The organism is Streptomyces sp. NPDC017890, assembly GCF_044328675.1.
In the GTDB taxonomy this organism is placed as follows: Bacteria; Actinomycetota; Actinomycetes; order Streptomycetales; family Streptomycetaceae; genus Streptomyces.
Map to the genome: position 1 here is coordinate 76736 of NZ_JBIRHU010000013.1, position 16447 is coordinate 93182.

Sequence of the window (16447 nt, forward strand, 5' to 3'; positions counted from 1 at the left end):
CATGCCGGGGGTCACGCGCGCACCATCGCACGACAAGCGCACCACCGTTCAACAACCGAATACCGCTCATCCAGAGGGGCAGAGGGATACGGCCCGTTGAAGCCCCGGCAACCCTCCAGTCGGTTCTTGTCACGCAGACGTGGCGAGGCTCCCGACTAGGGAAGGTGCCAAATCCGTCTCACGGCGAGATGCGTCGTGAGGAAGATGAGGAGAAAGGGCCTCGCCTCCATGGCTGTGCAGACTGCCGAAAGCACCACCACCCCCGACGCTTCCGCTCCCGCCGGCTCCGTCGATCTGGGCCCCGCCGACGCGCTCTCCTGCCGCGAGTGCGGTCACCGTGTGCCGCTCGGCCCGGTCTTCGCCTGCGAGGAGTGTTTCGGCCCGCTGGAGATCGCCTACGACTTCTCGGCCTACGACACCGAGGAGCTCCGCGCGCGCATCGAGGCGGGCCCCGCGAACATCTGGCGTTACGCTCCGCTGCTGCCCGTCCCCGCCGACGTGGCCGAGAAGCCGAACATCAACCCCGGCTGGACCAAGCTGGTCAAGGCCGACAACCTGGCCCGCGAGCTGGGCGTCACCGGCGGTCTGTACGTCAAGGACGACTCCGGCAACCCGACGCACTCCTTCAAGGACCGCGTCGTCGCGCAGGCCATCGAGGCCGCCCGCGCCTTCGGCTTCACGACCCTCTCCTGCTCCTCCACCGGCAACCTCGCGGGTGCCGTCGGCGCCGCCGCCGCCCGCGCCGGTTTCCGCTCCTGCGTGTTCATCCCGCACGACCTGGAGCAGGGCAAGGTCGTCATGGCCGCCGTCTACGGCGGTGAACTCGTCGGTATCCAGGGCAACTACGACGACGTGAACCGCTTCTGCTCCGAGCTGATCGGCGACCCGGCGGGCGAGGGCTGGGGCTTCGTCAACGTCAACCTGCGGCCGTACTACGCGGAGGGTTCCAAGACCCTCGCGTACGAGATCTGCGAGCAGCTCGGCTGGCGGCTGCCCGACCAGATCGTCGTCCCGATCGCGTCCGGTTCCCAGCTCACGAAGATCGACAAGGGGCTGCAGGAGCTGATCAGGCTCGGGCTGGTCGAGGACAGGCCGTACCGGATCTTCGGCGCCCAGGCCGAGGGCTGCTCGCCGGTGTCCACCGCGTACAAGGCCGGTCACGACGTCGTACGCCCGCAGAAGCCGGACACCATCGCCAAGTCCCTGGCGATCGGCAACCCGGCCGACGGGCCCTACGTCCTCGACATCGCCCGTCGCACCGGCGGCGCCGTGGAGGACGTGACCGACGAGCAGGTCGTGGACGCCATCAAGCTGCTCGCGCGCACCGAGGGGATCTTCGCGGAGACGGCGGGCGGCGTGACGGTCGGCGTCACCAGGAAGCTGATCGAGAACGGCGTCCTGGACCCGTCGCTCACCACCGTCGTCCTCAACACCGGCGACGGCCTGAAGACCCTCGACGCGGTGGCCGGCACCGGCCTCACCGCCACCATCCGCCCGAACCTGGACTCCTTCCGAGAGGCTGGCCTCGCATGAGCGTGACCGTTCGCATCCCGACCATCCTGCGCACCTACACCGGCGGCAAGGCGGAGGTCAGCGCCGAGGGCGCGAACCTCGGCGAGGTCATCTCCGACCTGGAGAAGAACCACACCGGCATCGCCGCCCGGGTCCTGGACGACCAGGGCAAGCTGCGCCGCTTCGTCAACGTCTACGTCAACGACGACGACGTCCGCTTCGAGCAGGGCCTTGAGACCTCGACCCCCGACGGCGCGGGCGTCTCCATCATCCCGGCCGTCGCCGGCGGCTGATACGCGTCGTAGCGCGAATTGCCCTCTCCGTAAGAGAAACGGAGGGGGCAATTCCATGTGGTTGAGCACGGTAGAGTTGGGGAAAGCGCTCCCGTTCGCAAGATCGGGAACCCTCGATTCCTGCCGCACGCCCGACAAGATGTAGCCAAAGTGTGGGCGTCTTTCGCGGCTTTTGTTCTTTTTGTGTGCCCCGACTTGACCCGAATTCAGGCGAATTCTCGCCACATTCCGGACCGGGTGCGTCCAGATTTCTCGTCCAATTGACCTGTTGCAGACGGCAGTTGGACAGATACATTCAGCCGCGGTCGACGCGTTCCGGCGCACGCCCCCAGTCGTGGGGGGCGAGGTCTGACCCGGGTCCGCGAAGTGCGGATCTGTGCAAGGGCCAGTAATAGGGGAGTTAGGCATGGCTCAGGGCACCGTCAAGTGGTTCAACGCGGAGAAGGGGTACGGCTTCATCGCGGTCGACGGTGGTGCGGATGTTTTCGTCCACTACAGCGCGATTCAGATGGACGGCTACCGCACCCTCGAAGAAGGCCAGCGGGTCGAGTTCGAGATCTCGCAGGGTCAGAAGGGCCCGCAGGCCGACATGGTTCGCCTCAGCGCCTGAGACGCGCGGCCACCGCAGCATTGGTCTTCATCCGAAGGGCCCGTACCTCCCGGGGTACGGGCCCTTCGGCCTGCCCGGACCTGCCCCGGAATCCTCCCCGGACCTGCCCCGGAGCCCTCCCCGGACCTGCCCCGGAGCCCTCCCCGGACCTGCCCCGCACCCGCTTCGCACCCGCTTCGGACCCGCCCGGACCCTTGTTCGCGGGCGGCTGAGAGCAGGTGTCGATCCCCGAGAGGCGCTTGCACTCGGCAGGGGCGAGTGCTAATCATTGCGTTAGCACTCTGAAGGTGAGAGTGACAACGAAGGACCGGGTCGGTGAGGCCCGCAGGCCGGGTGGGGAAGGAACCACAAGGCAGGCGAGCCGTCCGTCGCGGGCGCGGGCGCGGTCCGAAGGAATCACCCCCAGTCCTGGAGGGACCACTTCACATGGCCAAGATCATCGCGTTCGACGAGGAGGCACGGCGCGGCCTCGAGCGCGGCATGAACCAGCTCGCGGACGCCGTCAAGGTGACGCTCGGCCCCAAGGGCCGCAACGTCGTCCTCGAGAAGAAGTGGGGCGCCCCCACGATCACCAACGATGGTGTGTCCATCGCCAAGGAGATCGAGCTCGAGGACCCGTACGAGAAGATCGGCGCCGAGCTGGTCAAGGAAGTCGCCAAGAAGACGGACGACGTCGCCGGTGACGGTACGACCACCGCGACCGTTCTCGCCCAGGCCCTGGTCAAGGAAGGCCTGCGCAACGTCGCGGCCGGCGCCAACCCGATGGCCCTGAAGCGCGGTATCGAGAAGGCCGTCGAGGCCGTCTCCGCCGCCCTGCTGGAGCAGGCGAAGGACGTCGAGACCAAGGAGCAGATCGCCTCCACGGCCTCCATCTCCGCCGCCGACACCCAGATCGGCGAGCTCATCGCCGAGGCCATGGACAAGGTCGGCAAGGAAGGCGTCATCACCGTCGAGGAGTCCCAGACCTTCGGTCTGGAGCTGGAGCTCACCGAGGGTATGCGCTTCGACAAGGGCTACATCTCGGCGTACTTCGCCACCGACATGGAGCGTATGGAGGCGTCCCTGGACGACCCGTACATCCTCATCGCCAACTCCAAGATCGGCAACGTCAAGGACCTGCTGCCGCTCCTGGAGAAGGTCATGCAGTCGGGCAAGCCGCTGCTGATCATCGCCGAGGACGTCGAGGGCGAGGCCCTGTCGACCCTGGTCGTCAACAAGATCCGCGGCACCTTCAAGTCCGTCGCCGTCAAGGCCCCGGGCTTCGGCGACCGCCGCAAGGCCATGCTCGGCGACATCGCCATCCTCACGGGCGGCGAGGTCATCTCCGAGGAGGTCGGCCTCAAGCTCGAGAACGCCACGCTCGACCTGCTGGGCAGCGCGCGCAAGGTCGTCATCACCAAGGACGAGACCACGATCGTGGACGGCGCCGGCTCCGCCGACCAGGTCCAGGGCCGGGTCAACCAGATCCGCGCCGAGATCGAGAACAGCGACTCGGACTACGACCGCGAGAAGCTCCAGGAGCGCCTGGCGAAGCTGGCCGGCGGCGTGGCCGTCATCAAGGCCGGTGCCGCCACCGAGGTCGAGCTCAAGGAGCGCAAGCACCGCATCGAGGACGCCGTTCGCAACGCGAAGGCGGCCGTCGAGGAGGGCATCGTCGCCGGTGGTGGCGTGGCCCTGCTCCAGGCCTCCCAGGTCTTCGAGAAGCTGGAGCTGACGGGTGACGAGGCGACCGGCGCCAACGCCGTGAAGCTCGCCCTGGAGGCCCCGCTGAAGCAGATCGCCGTCAACGGTGGTCTCGAGGGCGGCGTCGTCGTGGAGAAGGTCCGCAACCTGACCGTCGGCCACGGCCTGAACGCCGCGACCGGTGAGTACGTCGACATGATCGCCGAAGGCATCATCGACCCGGCGAAGGTGACCCGCTCTGCCCTGCAGAACGCCGCCTCCATCGCCGCGCTGTTCCTCACCACCGAGGCCGTCATCGCCGACAAGCCGGAGAAGGCCGCCGCGGGCGGCGCCCCGGGCGGCATGCCGGGCGGTGACATGGACTTCTGATCGGCCTCCGGCTGATCAAGCGTCCTTCACGTACCGAGGGCGGCATCCCCTGTTCCGGCAGGGGGTGCCGCCCTCGGGCGTTGTCCGGGGACGGCCCCGACCGGCGCCGCCGGTCGACGGCCTCGTCGGACTATGACCTGGGCCACTGATGCCGGGCGGCCGGAATGCGTGCGACGGGCCGGCCCGTTGTCCCGTGCAGGTGCATGCATCTGCACATACTGACCGGTACCTCCAGAGGAGCCCCCACGTGACCGTCACCGCCGCCGACGCCGCCTCGCGCGCCGCCCAGGTCCTCGCCCGCCCGGCCACCATCAACGGCCTGACCGTGCCGAACCGCATCGCGATGGCGCCGATGACCCGGATGTTCTCGCCCGGCGGCGTCCCCGGCGAGGACGTGGTCTCGTACTACTCCCGTCGCGCCGCCGCCGGTGTCGGCCTGATCGTCACCGAGGGTACCTACGTCGGCCACGACTCGGCCGGGCTGAGCGACCGCGTACCGCGTTTCCACGGTGACGAGCAGCTGGCCGGCTGGGCGAAGGCCGCCGAGGCGGTGCACGCGGCCGGCGGCACGATCGTGCCGCAGCTGTGGCACATCGGCATGGTCCGCAAGCAGGGCGACCAGCCCTTCCCCGACGCCCCTGCCGTCGGCCCGTCCGGTCTGCGGATCGGCGAGGACGAGGTCACCGGCAAGGCGATGACCCAGCGCGACGTGGACGACGTCATCGGCGCCTTCGCCGAGGCCGCTGCCGCCGCCGAGCGCATCGGCTTCGACGGCGTGGAGATCCACGGCGCCCACGGCTACCTTCTCGACCAGTTCCTGTGGGCGGGCACCAACCGCCGCACCGACGCCTACGGCGGCGACCCGGTGGCCCGCACCCGCTTCGCCGCCGAGATCGTGGCCGCCGTACGCGAGACCGTCTCGCCCGAGTTCCCGGTGATCTTCCGCTACTCGCAGTGGAAGATGGACGCCTACGACGCCCGCCTCGCCGAGACCCCCGAGGAGCTGGAGGCCATCCTCGCGCCGCTCGCCGCGGCCGGCGTCGACGCCTTCCACGCGTCCACCCGCCGCTACTGGCTGCCCGAGTTCGACGACTCCGACCTCAACCTCGCCGGCTGGACCAAGAAGCTGACCGGCAGGCCCACCATCACGGTCGGCTCGGTCGGCCTGGAGGGCGAGTTCACCAAGTCCTTCCAGGGCGAGGGAGCCACGCTCGGCAGCCTCGACAACCTCCTGGACCGTATGGAACGCGACGAGTTCGACCTCGTCGCCGTCGGCCGCGCGCTGCTCCAGGACCCGAGCTGGGCCCGGAAGGTCCTGTCGGGCCGCTTCGACGAGCTCTCACCGTTCGACGCGGCGGCGCTGCAGACCCTGAGCTGACCGCTGCCCGTCAGCCGGCCGCTGTCCCTGACCCGTACCCGCCTGCCCTGGACGCGCATCGCGGCGTAGGGTCCGTGGGATGACCTTCCCCGGACCCGTGGAATCAGTGGAATCAGCAGGCCCCGCGGTACGCACCGTCAGCGGTTCGGTGCGCGGGCGGCGGGAGGGCGGCCTGACCGTCTTCCGCGGCATCCCGTTCGCCGAACCGCCGGTGGGGGAGGGCCGGTTCGCCGCTCCCCGCCCGGCCCGGGCCTGGGACGGGGTGCGTGAGGCGTACGCCTTCGGACCGCCGCCCCCGCAGGACCTCGGCATCGCGGGCACCACCACCGGCGTCGTCGACGCGCCCGAGGGTGACGACTGGCTGACCGTCAACGTCTGGACTCCCGCCGCGGACCCGGCGGCCCACCGGCCGGTGATGGTGTGGATCTACGGCGGCGCCTACAAACTCGGCCACGCCGGCAGCCCCGGCTACGACGCCCGCCGCATCGCCGAGGACGGCGACCTCGTCGTGGTCACCTTCAACTACCGCCTCGGCATGGAGGGCTTCGCCCGCATCGAGGGCGCCCCCGCCAACCGGGGCCTGCTCGACCAGGTCGCCGCGCTGGAGTGGGTACGGGACAACATCGCGGCGTTCGGCGGGGACCCGGACCAGGTCACCGTGTTCGGCGAGTCGGCGGGCGCCGGTTCGATCGCCTCGCTGCTGGCCATGCCACGCGCCTCTGGGCTGTTCCGGCGGGCCATCGCCCAGAGCGTGCCGGGCACGTTCTTCTCCGACGGACTCGCCCGGGACGTCGCCGCCGCCCTCGCCGCCGAGATCGGACTTCGCCCGACCGTCGCCGACCTGGCGGCCGTGGACCCGGAGCGGCTGGTCAAGGCGGGGCAGGCCCTCGCCCCGAAGATGCCCGGGTGCGTGGACCGGTGGGGGCAGGCCGCGCCCACGGTGACCCCGTACTCGCCGGTCGTCGACGGAGACGTACTGCCGGTCATGCCGTGGCAGGCGCTCGCGGCCGGCGCGTCCCGGGACGTCGACCTGATCGTCGGCCACAACCGCGACGAGAACCGGCTCTTCACCGCCATGGCGGGCAAGCTCGGCCAGATCACCGACGAGCGGGCGAGCGCGGCCCTCGGCCTGTACGCGCCGGGCGGCGAGGCGGCCTACCGCGCCGCGTACCCCGACGCGTCCGCGAACGACCTGTACGAACGCGTCCGGACCGACTGGCTGTTCGCCATGCCGTCCCTGCACCTGGCCGAGGCCCACCTGGCGGGCGGCGGCCGGGCCCACGTCTACGAGCTGACCTGGCCGGCCCCGGGCAACGGCGGCGCCCTCGGTGCCTGTCACGCCCTGGACCTCCCGCTCCTGTTCGGCACCTTCCGGGCCGACCTCGGGCCGCTCCTCTTCGAGGGCGCGGAGCCGTCCCCGGAGGCGCTGGCCCTGTCGTCCTGTTTCCGTGCCTCCTGGACGTCCTTCGCCCGCACCGGTGACCCCGGCTGGCCCGCGTACGACACGCAGCGGCGCCTGGTGCGGGTGCTGGACGCGGAGCCGGTCGTCGTGCCGTACCCGGGGGAGGCGTCGCGGCGGCTGTGGGAGGGCTACGAGTTCGCGGCGCTGCCTCTGCTGGAGCCGCAGAGCCCGGGGGTGTGAGGCGGGGACACCGCCTTGTCCGGCGGGTCTTCGGCCCGGTCAGGCCGACCGCGAGTCGTGTTCTTCCAGGACCGGGCCGACGGGCGCGGGGGTGGACGGCCCGCGGCCGGGGTGCGCGGCGAGGAGCCGCTTCGGTGGCGGTGGCGCAGCCGGAGGAGGCGCTGAGTGCACGGCTGCGCGGGACGGACCGTGAGAGCGTGCGGCCCCCTCCCAGGGCGTTGCTCCGCGTTGTCGTCAGGCGGGTGGCCAGCCCCGCAGGGCCATGTCGGCCACCCGCTGGAGGTCTTCCCGGCCGGCGCCCCCGGCGGCCTGGACGGCGATGCCGTTGGCGACGGTCATGAGGTAGCGGGCGAGGTCCACGGGGTCGGTGCCGGGGGGCAGGTCGCCGTCGTCGACGGCTTGCCGGAAGCGGTCGCCGAGGTGGGAGACGCCTCCGTTGCGCCAGTCGGCGAGCAGGTTCCGGACGGGGAGTCCCGTGTCGCCGGCGGCGAGGGAGCCCTGGACGCCCAGGCATCCGGGCGGGCAGTCGGGGCGCGTGCAGGTCCGGACGGCGCCGTTCAGGAACGCGGTGGCCACCTCGCGGGCGGTCGGCTCCCGCAGGGCGCGGGCCACGTAGGCGGCGGGGCCCTCCTCGTAGCGTTCCAGGGCCTTGCGGAACAGGTCCTCCTTGTTGCCGAAGGCCGCGTACATGCTGGTGCGGGTGATGCCCATGGCGCTGGTCAGGTCGGTGAGGCTCGCGCCCTCGTAGCCCTGCTTCCAGAAGACCCGCATGGCCTGTTCGAGGGCCTCGTCGGCGTCGAATCCCCTCGGCCGGCCGATCGGCCCCTTCTGTCGCGTCTCCATGCACACCAGTCTACGCCTTCCGTACCGGACGGTGCAGATGTGTTACGGTCGCATTCAGTACCGATCGGTACTGAAACCTTGTGGAGGGCACCCGTCATGGGACAGCTGGAAGGCAAGACCGCCGTCGTCACCGGCGGCGGCACCGGAATCGGCCTCGCCACCGCGGTGCGGCTGGCGGCCGAGGGCGCGCACGTGTTCATCACCGGCCGGCGCAAGGCCGAACTGGACGCGGCCGTGGAGACCATCGGTTCGGCGAAGGCCACCGCGGTGGCCGGGGACGTCACGGACCTGGCCGACCTGGACCGGCTCTACGACGCGGTCCGCGCCCGGGGCCGGGGGCTGGACGTCGTCTTCGCCAACGCGGCGATCGCCTCGCTCGTGCCGCTGGAGCGGATCACCGGAGAGCAGTTCGACCAGATCTTCGGCATCAACGTGCGGGGCACGCTCTTCACCGTGCAGAAGGCGCTGCCGCTGCTCAACGACGGTGCGTCGGTGATACTGAACGCCTCCACCGCCGGTGACAACGGCGCGGAGGCGTTCAGTCTGTACGCCGCGTCCAAGGCCGCCGTCCGGTCCTTCGCGCGGGGCTGGGCCAATGAACTCAAGGGCCGCGGCATCCGGGTCAACGCCGTCTCCCCGGGGCCGGTCGACACCCCCGGGATCGCGAACCTCTTCGGTGCGGAGAACGCGCCCGACGTCCTGGCGAAGCTCGCCGGGGACACCGTGATCGGGCGGATGGGGCGTCCCGAGGAGGTGGCCGCGGTGGTGGCCTTCCTCGCCTCCGGGCAGAGCAGCTTCGTCCTCGGGGCCAACTGGTACGTCGACGGCGGTGAGAACCAGATCTGACCCGGCGGACCGTCAGTCCCGGTCCGGCGCCACGATGCGTTCGACCGCCGCCGCCACGAGCTCGTCGCGCTCGGCCGGGGTGAAGACGTCCGGCAGGGTGAGCTGCTCGACGATCAGCCAGTTCAGGGCGAGGTAGAGGAGTTTGACGGCCATCGCGTCGCCGGGGAGGCCGGACGCCTCGTGGTAGGAGACGTTCGCGGCGACGTCGGCGCGGATGCGTTCGGTCAGGACCGCGCGCAGCTCAGGGCGGCGGGTGGCCTCCAGGCGGAGTTCCAGCAGCGCGAGGTAGCCGGTGCGGAACGAGGCGATGCGGTCGACGAGTTCGCGCATCAAGGCGACGTAGGTGTCCCGGTCGCGGCCGGCCGTGCGCTGGCGGGTGATGGTCGCCTCGTCGGGGTGGAGCCGCTCGTAGACGCGGGCACCGGCCTGGGTGAGCAGGTCGTCGCGGTTTGCGAAGTAGTTGGACGCGGTGCCGCCCGGGACGGCGGCCTCCGTGTCCACGGCCCGGAAGGTCAGGCCCCGGGCGCCCTGCTCGGCCAGGACCTCGATCGCGGCGTCGACGAGGGCGGCGCGGCGCTGGTCGTTCCGTCTCACCATGAGCACAACTCCATTGACACCACTCCGTTCGTAGTACTACGGTCGAACCACTTCAAGCAGAGTACTACGTGGGGAGTCCATTTGCGCAAGCTTGTGTACTACGTCGCCGTCACCCTCGACGGCCGTATCGCCGGCCCCGGCGGCGAGTTCGACTTCTTCCCCTTCGGCGACGAGCGGCAGGCCGCCGCCTACTCCGCCTGGGCCAACTCGCGCTACCCCGAGACCGTGCCGACCGCCTTCCGCGCCGCCGCCGGTGTCGGCGACGCTCCCAACCGGAGCTTCGACACCATCCTGATGGGGCTCGGTTCCTACCGTCCCGCCCTCGACACCGGGATCACCAGCCCGTACGCGCACCTGCGCCAGTACGTGGTGTCGAGCACCCTCGAGCCCGGCGTCGACCCCGCCGTCACCGTCGTGCCGGGCGATCCGCTCGCCCTCGTCCGCGAACTCAAGGCGGAGGAGGAAACCGGCCTGGACATCTGGCTCTGCGGCGGCGGCAAGCTCGCGGGCGCCCTGCTGCCCGAGATCGACGAACTGGTGATCAAGAGCTACCCGGTGATCGCCGGCGCCGGGGTTCCGCTGGTCGACGGCGTGTTCGACCCCACCCTGTTCGACGTCGCCGAGCGCACCGCCTTCGCCAACGGCGTCACGCTCACCCGCCTCACCCGCCGGTAGGGGGAAGGTGCGGCCTGGTTCAGATGCCGCCCATCGGCTCGATGTCCACCCGTACCGGCGTACCCCAGACCCGCAGCACCTCGTAGTCCGTGAACTCGTGGACGAGCCGGTACGCCATGGCCGCGCGGGGGGCCCGCAGTCGGGCGGCGATGTAGAGCTCGGCCTCGCGGCGGTCGCGGCGCGGGGTGCCGCACAGCTGCCACGCCTGCCCGTTCCACAGCTCGGGCAGCCAGCGCTGCTGGGGCTGCGGCCGGTCGCCGCGCACCCCGTACCGGGACTGGACCGGCTCGGTGGGCCGGGCGGGCAGGGGGCCGCCGTTGTACTCGGTGCGGCGGGCGGTGCGGCGACGGGTCTCGCACAGGAGGCACAGGTCGGGGGCGGCCTTGTCGACCGGGCCGTTCGGGTGCTCGGGGCAGCGGGTGGTGGGGGCCGCCGCCGTGACGCTCTCCTCCAGCTGGTCCAGCGCGCGCTTCAGGTCCGCGCGGACCTCGTGCAGCTTGGCGTCCGGGGTGTCGGTGGTCAGGGCCTCGCCGTGCTCACCGAGGAGACGCAGGGCGCGGCCCAGGGCGGTCAGCTGGGCGTGGTTCATGCTCCCCAGCGTCGCACACGGCGCGGACGGCGCCGTCGCCCAGACCGAAGAAGTACGTCGCCGCGAAGCCGACCAGGTACCCGGTGAGCAGTCCGCCGCCGTACACCCCCGCCGTCACCGCCCAGCCTCCGCCGCCCGCGAGGAGCGGGAACAGCGCCCAGCCCGACGGGCCGATCGCCGTCGCCCCCACGCCGGTGCCGAGCATCGCGAACAGGCCGACGAAGGCGCCGCCCGCCGCCCCGCCCACGCAGGCGGTGAGGAAGGGGCGGCCGAGGGGGAGGGACACGCCGTAGATCAAGGGCTCGCCGACGCCCAGCAGGCCGGCCGGGAGCGCCGATCTGATCGTCGTACGGAGGGTCGTGTCGTGGCGCAGACGGACGTAGACCGCCGCCGCCGCGCCGACCTGGCCCGCGCCCGCCATCGCCAGGACGGGGAGCAGGACGGTGTGGCCCTGCTGCTCGATGAGGGTGGTGTGGATGGGGATCAGGGCCTGGTGCAGGCCCAGCATCACCAGGGGGAGGAAGAGGCCGCCGAGGACCAGGCCGGCCAGGGCGCCCGTCGTCGTCAGGAGCCAGTTCGCGGCCGTGCCGATGGCGGTGGCGACCTCGCCGGCCGCGTACATGAGGACGTAGAGGGTGACCAGGCCGGAGACCAGCACGGTCAGGGTCGGGGTGAGCAGGACGTCCAGGGTGCCGGGGAGGCGGGCGCGGCACCACTTCTCGACCTGGCAGCCCAGCAGTGCCGCGGCCAGTGCGCCCAGGACGCCGCCCTGGCCGGGGGCGAGCGCGGCGCCGAACGCGGTCACCTTCGCCACGCCCGGGTAGACGACGACGGCGGCGACCGCGCCGCCCAGCACGGGTGTCCCGCCGAACTCCTTCGCCGTGTTGTGGCCGACGAACACCGCGATGAGCGCCATGAAGGCGGAGGAGAGGGCGGTCAGGGCGGGGGTGATGCCGGGGAGCCACCCCAGGTTCGTCAGCAGGCCGGCGACGCCCGCGACGATCCCGCAGCCGATCAGGGCGGGGATGAGGGGGACGAAGATGTCCGCGACGCGGCGCAGGGCCGTCTTCAGCGGGGTCGCGTTGCGCTGCTTCCGGCGTGCCCTCAGTGCGGCGCCGCGCCGGGCGAGGGCGTCCGCGGTGCCGGCGGGAGCGTCTGCCGGGCCGGGCGACTCACCGTCCGCGGTGCCGGGCGACTCACCGCCCGCCGGGGCGTCCGCCGCCGCCCCGCCGCCGTCCGCCGCAGCCCCGCCGTCCGCCGCCAGCAGCGCCTCGAACGCCTCCGTCACCCGGCCGACCACCCCCGGGCCCAGCACCACCTGGTACGAGTCGCCGCCCTCGACCACCCCGAGCACGCCGGGCAGTGCCCGCAGCGCCACGTCCCGGACCCGGGAGCGGTCGGCCAGGCCCAGGCGGAGGCGGGTCATGCAGTGGGCGACGGAGGTGACGTTCGCGGGGCCGCCGACCAGGGGGAGGAGGGCGGCGGCCGTGGCGGCGGGGTCCTTGGGGGCGTCCTTGTGCACCCCCCGAGCGTGCGGTCAGCCCCGCGCCGCCGCCAGCGCGGCGCGCAGGTGGCCGCCGGAGTCCTCCAGAAGGCGGGCGGCCGTCGGGCCGTCCACGTCGGCCAGCAGGGCCAGGATCGCGTGCTTGACCTCGCCGTCGGTGGCGGTCAGGGCGTGCTCGATGTCGTCGTCGTCGGCGCCGGTGGCGAGGGCGACGATACGGCGGGAGCGGGCGCGCAGCTTCTCGTTGGAGGCGCGGACGTCCACCATCAGGTTCCCGTACGTCTTGCCGAGCCGGATCATCGTGATCGTCGACAGCATGTTCAGGACCAGCTTCTGCGCCGTACCGGCCTTCAGGCGGGTGGAGCCGGTGATCAGTTCGGGTCCGGTGACGACTTCGATGCCGTGCTCGGCCGCGGCGGCCAGGGCGCTGCCCCGGTTGCAGGCGAGGCCGACGGTCAGGGCGCCGAGCGCGCGGGCGTGCTCGACGGCGCCGATGGCGTACGGGGTGCGGCCGGAGGCGGAGACGCCGACCACCGTGTCGTCGGGGGTGAGGGTGAGGGCGTCCAGGTCGGCGCGGGCCAGCTCGGCGGAGTCCTCGGCGCCCTCGACGGAGGTGACCATGGCCTCCGGGCCGCCCGCGATGAGGCCGACGACCTGGCCGGGGGCCGTGTTGAAGGTGGGCGGGCATTCGGAGGCGTCCAGCACGCCGAGCCGGCCGGCCGTACCGGCGCCCGCGTGGACCAGCCGTCCGCCGCGCGCCATCCGGGCGGCCACGGCGTCGACGGCGGCGGCGATCTCGGGCAGCCGCTCGGCGACGGCGGCGGCCACGGTCACATCCTCACCGTTCATCGCCCGCGCGATGTCGAGCGTGGCCCACTGATCGATCTCGGCCAGCTCGGGGCGGAACGCCTCAGTGGCAAGGGTCTCCAACTGCGAACGGAGTTCGGGACGGTGGGGGGTTGAGGTCATGGGAAGCGGCTCTCTTCGACGTTCGGTCCGTGTACTTGCCCAGGGGCGCGGGACTGTATCGGTGTGCGGCTCCGCCGCGTGGGCGCGACCAGCCGCACTCGGCCGTCAGCCGCCCTCCACGATCAGGCCCTACGGTCTCCCGCGCGACCCGCCGTGCCGGTGCGCCAACGCTTCGTAGGACGCCGCCAGAGCCGGCGCCGCCGACTCGTACGTCCGCTGCGCCACCCCCACGAACAGGCAGTCCACGACCAGCAGCTGACTGGTCCGCGACGACATCGCCGCCGGCCGCAGCTCGCTCTCCCGTGACGTGGACGTGGTCAGCACGTGGTCGGCGTACTGCGTGACGGGACTGTCGGGGCGGCCGGTGATGGCGACGGTCGTCGCCCCGCGTTCGAAGGCGGCCCGCAGCGGCTCGATGACGTCGCCGGTCGACCCGGAGTGCGTGATGGCGAGGGCGACGTCCCCGGCGCGCAGCTGCACCGCGTTGGTGACGGCCAGGTGCGGATCGCTCGGGGCGTGGGCTATGAGCCCTATCCGCAGGAGCTTTTGGGTGAGGTCCTGCGCGACCAGGCCGGAGGCGCCGATGCCGTACACGTCGGTGCGGCGGGCGGCGGCGAGGGCGGTGACGGCCGCGCCGAGCTGGACGGTGTCCAGTGAGGCGGCCGTGTCGGCGAGGGTCTGCTGCTCGTCGTAGGCCAGCTTGGCGACGACGTCGGCGATCGGGTCGTCGACCGCGATGTCGGTCGTGATGGCGGGCGCGCGACCGGACTGCTGCTGGGCGGCGAGCCCGGCGAGCGCGAGGCGCAGGTCGCGGTAGCCGGGGTAGCCGAGCAGCCGGGCGGTGCGCACGACGGTCGCCTCGCTGGTGCCCGTGAGCTCGGCGAGGCCGGTGACCGTGAGGGCCGCGCAGCCGGCGGGGTCGCCCGCGACGGCCTCGGCGACCCGCTGCATGGAACGCGTCATCGACGGCGCCAGGGTGCGCACCTTGGCGGCGAGGGCGCCGGGCGCGGGCGGCGTGCCCTTGCTTCCGGCCCCGCGGCGGTCACCGGTCGCACCGCCGCGCGCGCTCCCGAAAGTTTCCTTCACTTCATCGGTCACTCATGAAAGATATTTTCGTTTCGGTCCGCGGGTCAAGAGTGCGCACAATGGGGGCATGGACCCCATCAGCCCCCTGGAGCAGACGCTGCACGCCGCGCGCGCCCTCGTGCTCGCCGACCTGGTGGCGGGCCAGGTCGCCGATCCGGACGTCGTCTCGCTGGTCGAGGAGTCCGTCGTGCAGCGGCGCTGGTGGGTCGAGCAGTGGCCCGAGGGCGCGGAGTTCGTGGCCGGGCTGGTCGCGCAGGACGTGCAGGACGCCCTGCTGGAGCGGCACGGCCGCTGGCCGCTGTGCCCGGTGTGCGGCTCCGGCGACCCGCACGCGCTGGACGTCGAACCCGAACTCGGTCCCGACCCGCACTGGGTGTGCGGCAAGGCGGGGGTGAAGGTCGCGCCGGTCGGCTCGCTGGGCGGTGCCGTCGGCGGCACCCGCCCTTCGTGAGGCGGCACGGTGAGCGTCTACATCGACCCGCCGGCCTGGCCGGGGCACGGCCGCATGTGGTCGCACCTCGTCAGCGACGTCTCCTACGCCGAACTGCACGCGTTCGCCGAGACCCTGGGCGTGCCGCGCCGCGCCTTCGAACGCGACCACTACGACATCCCCGCCCAGCGGTACGCCGACGCCGTGTCCGCCGGTGCGCTGGAGGTCAGCAGCCGCGAGGTGGTGCGGCTGCTGCACGGGGCGGGGCTGCGGCGGCGCAAGGGCTCCGGTCAGCCGCGCTAGCCGCGTCAGCCGCGTCAGCCGCGTCAGCCGCGTCAGCCGCGTCAGCCGCGCGGGCTCCGGAGCTCGTAGGCGAGTTGCTCCTCGTCCCCGGCGACCTGGGTGAAACCGGCGCGGACGATCACGGCCTGGGAGGCGAGGTTGGCGGGCTCGGTCGTCGCGAACACGGACGTCACCTCCTCGCGGGCCAGCGCCCACGCGGACAGTGCCCGCAGGCCCTCGGTGGCGTAGCCGTGACCGCGGGCGGCCTCGGCGAGGTCGTAGCCGATCTCCACGCGGCCGTCCTCGTCGGGCGGGCCGTGGAAGCCCATGCCGCCGACCGCGCGGCCGTCCTCGCGGCGCACCAGCGTGAACACCCCCCACTCCGGCCGGTGCACGCCCGCCTCGTACGCCTTCAGCAGCATTCCGGCGGCGTCCCGGGTGCCCTGGAAGGGTCCGCCCTCGACCCATGCGAAGCCGCCGTCGCCGCCCGCGGCCAGGTCGGTGGCGGCGGCCGGGGTGACGCCCTGGAGGGTGAGGCGCTCGGCCGGGACCACCAGGTTGTTGCGCCAGCGCCACTCGGTGACCGGGGCGCGTCCGGGCAGTTCGCCGCGGCCGGTGGCCCACAGCAGGGTGCGCCAGGGGTCGGCGCCGGGCCTCACGTGCGGGAAGATCCGGGCGAGGACGTCCGCGCACAGCTCGGCGGGCGGTTCGTAGGCGAGGCCGAGGCCCTCGGCGATGTCGTGGGTGTGCGCGAGTACCTCGGTGATGCCCATCGCGGCGAAACCCTCGCGGTTCGCGCCGCGGAACGGGTACGGGTGGAAGGCGCGGACCTCGCGCGGCGTGGTGCGGACGGTCGCGGCGAGCAGCGCGCCGGTCGTCTCGACGACGCGCAGGACGTCTTCGTTGTCCGTGCCGTCGTCGAGGGTGATCTCGAAGGGGACGTAGGCCTCGGTGGCGCGTCCGGCGAGCTGGCCCGCGTAGGCGATGAGGTCGCTCGCGATGTGCTCCGCCGTGTAGCGGCAGCTCCACTCCAGCCGTCCGGCCCGCACCCCCTCCCAGTCCCGGTCCGTCGCCGTCCGCAGCAGCGCGACGGCGCCCGCGACGGCCTCCTCCACCTGTTCCCCGCCCATGTTCCGCAT

17 protein-coding genes and 1 riboswitch are annotated in these 16447 nt (G+C 72.3%); of the genes, 10 read left to right on the forward strand and 7 right to left on the reverse strand.

Annotation, left to right across the window (positions count from 1 at the left end; translation table 11 throughout):
- The first annotated feature begins 63 nt into the window (after window positions 1-63).
- Window positions 64-211: riboswitch (SAM riboswitch) on the forward strand.
- Between the two features lie 17 nt (window positions 212-228).
- The 6 genes from thrC to ACH4F2_RS18680 all read left to right on the forward strand — a co-directional run bounded on the left by thrC (window position 229) and on the right by ACH4F2_RS18680 (window position 7487).
- Window positions 229-1533, forward strand: a complete 1305-nt coding sequence (gene thrC / locus ACH4F2_RS18655) for a threonine synthase (RefSeq protein ID WP_398133790.1) — start codon at window positions 229-231, stop codon at window positions 1531-1533.
- Window positions 1530-1805 (forward strand): MoaD/ThiS family protein, encoded by a 276-nt coding sequence (locus ACH4F2_RS18660; protein ID WP_125630580.1) that lies wholly within the window; start codon window positions 1530-1532, stop codon window positions 1803-1805. Before thrC ends, ACH4F2_RS18660 begins: the two co-directional genes overlap by 4 nt.
- A 406-nt stretch (window positions 1806-2211) precedes the next feature.
- A complete protein-coding gene (locus tag ACH4F2_RS18665; RefSeq protein WP_004929928.1) occupies window positions 2212-2415 on the forward strand; it encodes a cold-shock protein in 204 nt (67 codons plus the stop codon).
- A 426-nt stretch (window positions 2416-2841) separates the two neighbouring features.
- Window positions 2842-4467, forward strand: a complete 1626-nt coding sequence (gene groL / locus ACH4F2_RS18670) for a chaperonin GroEL (protein ID WP_104635421.1) — start codon at window positions 2842-2844, stop codon at window positions 4465-4467.
- Window positions 4468-4714: 247 nt separating this feature from the next.
- Window positions 4715-5845, forward strand: a complete 1131-nt coding sequence (locus ACH4F2_RS18675; RefSeq protein WP_398133791.1) for an NADH:flavin oxidoreductase — start codon at window positions 4715-4717, stop codon at window positions 5843-5845.
- A 79-nt stretch (window positions 5846-5924) separates the two neighbouring features.
- Window positions 5925-7487, forward strand: coding sequence for a carboxylesterase/lipase family protein (locus tag ACH4F2_RS18680; protein WP_398133792.1), 1563 nt, complete (start codon window positions 5925-5927; stop codon window positions 7485-7487).
- 234 nt (window positions 7488-7721) lie between these two features.
- On the opposite strand, the gene ACH4F2_RS18685 is transcribed toward ACH4F2_RS18680, so the two are convergent.
- Entirely contained in the window at window positions 7722-8330 is a 609-nt protein-coding gene (locus ACH4F2_RS18685; RefSeq protein WP_398133793.1) for a TetR/AcrR family transcriptional regulator, read from the reverse strand.
- 96 nt (window positions 8331-8426) lie between these two features.
- Here ACH4F2_RS18685 and ACH4F2_RS18690 point away from each other — a divergent pair, with 96 nt between their 5' ends.
- Window positions 8427-9176: an SDR family NAD(P)-dependent oxidoreductase gene (locus tag ACH4F2_RS18690; protein ID WP_398133794.1), complete on the forward strand. Its 750-nt coding sequence runs from the start codon at window positions 8427-8429 to the stop codon at window positions 9174-9176.
- A gap of 12 nt (window positions 9177-9188) precedes the next feature.
- Here ACH4F2_RS18690 and ACH4F2_RS18695 read toward each other — a convergent pair whose 3' ends face one another.
- A complete protein-coding gene (locus ACH4F2_RS18695; protein WP_398133795.1) occupies window positions 9189-9773 on the reverse strand; it encodes a TetR/AcrR family transcriptional regulator in 585 nt (194 codons plus the stop codon).
- A gap of 81 nt (window positions 9774-9854) precedes the next feature.
- Here ACH4F2_RS18695 and ACH4F2_RS18700 point away from each other — a divergent pair, with 81 nt between their 5' ends.
- Entirely contained in the window at window positions 9855-10448 is a 594-nt protein-coding gene (locus tag ACH4F2_RS18700) for a dihydrofolate reductase family protein (protein WP_398133796.1), read from the forward strand.
- Between the two features lie 19 nt (window positions 10449-10467).
- Here ACH4F2_RS18700 and ACH4F2_RS18705 read toward each other — a convergent pair whose 3' ends face one another.
- From ACH4F2_RS18705 to ACH4F2_RS18720, 4 genes are all read right to left on the reverse strand, one after another.
- Window positions 10468-11037, reverse strand: coding sequence for a hypothetical protein (locus ACH4F2_RS18705; protein ID WP_398133797.1), 570 nt, complete (start codon window positions 11035-11037; stop codon window positions 10468-10470).
- The gene (locus ACH4F2_RS18710) at window positions 10985-12559 is read right to left on the reverse strand and encodes a PTS transporter subunit EIIC (RefSeq protein WP_398133798.1); all 1575 of its coding nucleotides are present in this window, start codon (window positions 12557-12559) and stop codon (window positions 10985-10987) included. The genes ACH4F2_RS18705 and ACH4F2_RS18710 overlap by 53 nt, the downstream gene beginning before the upstream one ends.
- 15 nt (window positions 12560-12574) lie before the next feature.
- A complete protein-coding gene (gene murQ, locus ACH4F2_RS18715; RefSeq protein WP_398133799.1) occupies window positions 12575-13510 on the reverse strand; it encodes an N-acetylmuramic acid 6-phosphate etherase in 936 nt (311 codons plus the stop codon).
- A 129-nt stretch (window positions 13511-13639) separates the two neighbouring features.
- The gene (locus ACH4F2_RS18720; protein ID WP_398133800.1) at window positions 13640-14608 is read right to left on the reverse strand and encodes a MurR/RpiR family transcriptional regulator; all 969 of its coding nucleotides are present in this window, start codon (window positions 14606-14608) and stop codon (window positions 13640-13642) included.
- Window positions 14609-14663: 55 nt separating this feature from the next.
- Between ACH4F2_RS18720 and ACH4F2_RS18725 the strand changes: the two genes are divergently transcribed.
- Both ACH4F2_RS18725 and ACH4F2_RS18730 read left to right on the forward strand, forming a co-directional pair.
- On the forward strand, window positions 14664-15047 hold the full coding sequence (locus ACH4F2_RS18725) for a hypothetical protein (RefSeq protein ID WP_398133801.1): 384 nt from the start codon (window positions 14664-14666) through the stop codon (window positions 15045-15047).
- A 9-nt stretch (window positions 15048-15056) separates the two neighbouring features.
- The gene (locus ACH4F2_RS18730) at window positions 15057-15329 is read left to right on the forward strand and encodes a DUF4031 domain-containing protein (RefSeq protein ID WP_398133802.1); all 273 of its coding nucleotides are present in this window, start codon (window positions 15057-15059) and stop codon (window positions 15327-15329) included.
- A 41-nt stretch (window positions 15330-15370) separates the two neighbouring features.
- Here ACH4F2_RS18730 and ACH4F2_RS18735 read toward each other — a convergent pair whose 3' ends face one another.
- On the reverse strand, window positions 15371-16447 hold the full coding sequence (locus tag ACH4F2_RS18735; RefSeq protein WP_398133803.1) for a GNAT family N-acetyltransferase: 1077 nt from the start codon (window positions 16445-16447) through the stop codon (window positions 15371-15373).